Raw genomic sequence first — 2,337 nt, forward strand, 5'->3', positions numbered from 1 at the left:
TGTCAACGCCGGAGCAAATATGCGCCAGTTGGCCGGAGGAAATATGTGCCAGGTGACGTCATGAGAAGGGCCCCGATCGGGGCCCTTCTCATGACGTTTCGCGCTTTTCGGCGGGATCAGTCGGGTTCGTCATTTTTGGGCGGCGTGGTGGCCTTGCCGGCCTGGCGGAGGCGGTAGCTTTCGCCGTTCATCTCCAGGATATGGACATGGTGCGTGAGCCGGTCCAGCAGCGCGCCGGTCAACCGCTCGCTCCCGAAGACGCTCGTCCATTCGTCGAAAGGCAGATTGGATGTGACGATGGTGGAGCCGCGTTCGTAACGCTGGGAGAAGGCTTCGAAGAGCAGTTCGGCTCCGGTCGGCGACAGCGGCACGTAGCCGAGCTCGTCGATGATCAACACCTGGTATTTGGCCAGTTGCTTCTGCAGCCGCAGGAGACGCTTCTCGTCTCGCGCTTCGATCAGCTCGTGCACCAGCGCCGAGGCGGTCGTGAAGCCGACGGACAGACCTTTCTGGCAAGCCGCCAGTCCGAGAGCCAGCGCAACATGCGTCTTGCCGGTGCCGGAATTGCCGACAGCGATGACGTTCTCGCTGCGATTGACGTAGTCGCATCGCGCCAGCTCGAGCACCAGCATCTTGTTGAGCGACGGGATCGCCTTGAAGTCGAAGCTGTCGATGCTCTTGACGGCCGGGAAACCGGCGGCCTTGATCCGCCGCTCCACCATGCGCCGCTCCCGGTCGATCAGTTCGAGCTCGCAAAGCCGCAGGAGGTAGCGCGAATGATCGACGCCTTCGCTGGCGCACTGCCTTGCGAGCTTGTCGTATTCGCGCAGGAACGTCGGCAGCTTGAGGGCCTTCAGATGATGCGACAGCAGCAGTTGCGGCGTGTCGCTCATGACCGGCCTCCGGCCAGCAGGCTCATGTAGCTTTGCGGCGATGTCGCATGGACCCGGGCTTTCGGCAAATAGGGATAGACCGTCATGTCGAGGCGCGGCGGGCGCCGTTCGATCCGGCAAAGCACGAGATGCTTGACGGCGTCGAATCCGATCGTGCCACGATCGAGTGCGCTGCGTATTCCATGATGGACATCATCGAGCGCGAAGGTCTCCAGCAGGCGCAGGACCTGGACGAACTCGCGCTTGCCCTTCTTGCCGATCCGCGCCTCCAAAAGGCGGCGCATCGTGGCGAAGGCCTCCGGCAGTTCCCAGCCGACGAGCGGGGCGGCCTGGTCCAGCGCGTTGGTCTTCTGCTCGAGCAATGCCAGATAGTGCAGCGGGTCGAAGACGAAGTCTTCCTTCTCCCAGGAGCGGCGGTGCCGGGCGATGATCTCCGCGCCGCAGGCAATCACCACCTCGTGGACATAGCCACGCACCAGCACCTCGCGATGGCCATAGGCGCTGGGGACGGAATAGTCATTGCCGCGATAGCGCACCAGCGACAGCGAACTAACCCGGGCGCAGCACTTGTCGCAGGCATCGTAGGCGACAACCGGCAGAGGTTGGAAGTGGGCGCGATCGCGTTCGAGACGCTCTCCGATCGTCTCGCCATGCCCACGCAACCTGTCCGCCATGCGCCGTCGGCATTGTTGCTCTAGCCATCGATTGAAATCCTCGAAGCTGGAAAACCGCGGCACCGGCACCATGAAGTTGCGGCGGCAATAGCCGACCAGACCCTCTACCTTTCCCTTGTCATTGCCCTTGCCGGGACGGCCGAAGCGATCGGCAAACAGGTAATGGGAGACAAGCTCGGAGAACACCCGGGTGCGCTTGCGGGTGCCGTCTCCCAGAATGCGGGCGACGGCGATTTTGGTGTTGTCGTAGAGGATGGAAATCGGAACGCCGCCGAAGAAGGCAAAGGCCGAGACGTGTCCGTCGCAGAAGGCCTCGCTCGTCTCCTGCGGATAAGCCTTGACGAAACAACCGTCCGAATGTGGCAGGTCCATCGCCAGGAAGTGGATCTTGCGTTCGACGCCGTCGATCACGGCAAGCGCTTCGCCGAAATCGACCTGAGCATGTCCCGGTGGATGGGAAAGCGGCACGAACATCTCGCGCTGGCGCTCCCTGGCCGCATGAACGTAGTCCTTCACGATCGTGATGCCGCCGGCAAAGCCATGCTCGTCGCGCAGCCGCTCGAAAATCCGCTTCGAGGTGTGACGCTGCTTCTTGGGCCGCTCGCTGTCGTCTTCCAGGATCCGGTCGATGATGACGATGAACGGATCGAGCTTCGGTCGCACGACAGGCTTGCTGCGCCGATACCCCGGCGGCACGGAAAACCGCAGCATCTTGTCGACCGACCGCCGGTCGATGCCGAAAAGCCGGGCGGCCTCCCGACGGCTCAAAC

Annotated in this window: 2 protein-coding genes; both read right to left on the minus strand. The window is 62.9% G+C overall.

What is annotated here, in order from left to right:
* Positions 1-116: 116 nt before the first annotated feature.
* Positions 117-893, minus strand: coding sequence for an IS21-like element helper ATPase IstB (istB, locus tag VQ045_RS21535; RefSeq protein ID WP_327623533.1), 777 nt, complete (start codon positions 891-893; stop codon positions 117-119).
* On the minus strand, positions 890-2,335 hold the full coding sequence (gene istA, locus VQ045_RS21540) for an IS21 family transposase (protein ID WP_331831578.1): 1,446 nt from the start codon (positions 2,333-2,335) through the stop codon (positions 890-892). Before istA ends, istB begins: the two co-directional genes overlap by 4 nt.
* Between the last annotated feature and the right edge of the window lie 2 nt (positions 2,336-2,337).

The organism is Aurantimonas sp. E1-2-R+4, from assembly GCF_036549515.1.
GTDB classification, from domain to species: Bacteria; Pseudomonadota; Alphaproteobacteria; order Rhizobiales; family Rhizobiaceae; genus Aurantimonas; species Aurantimonas coralicida_A.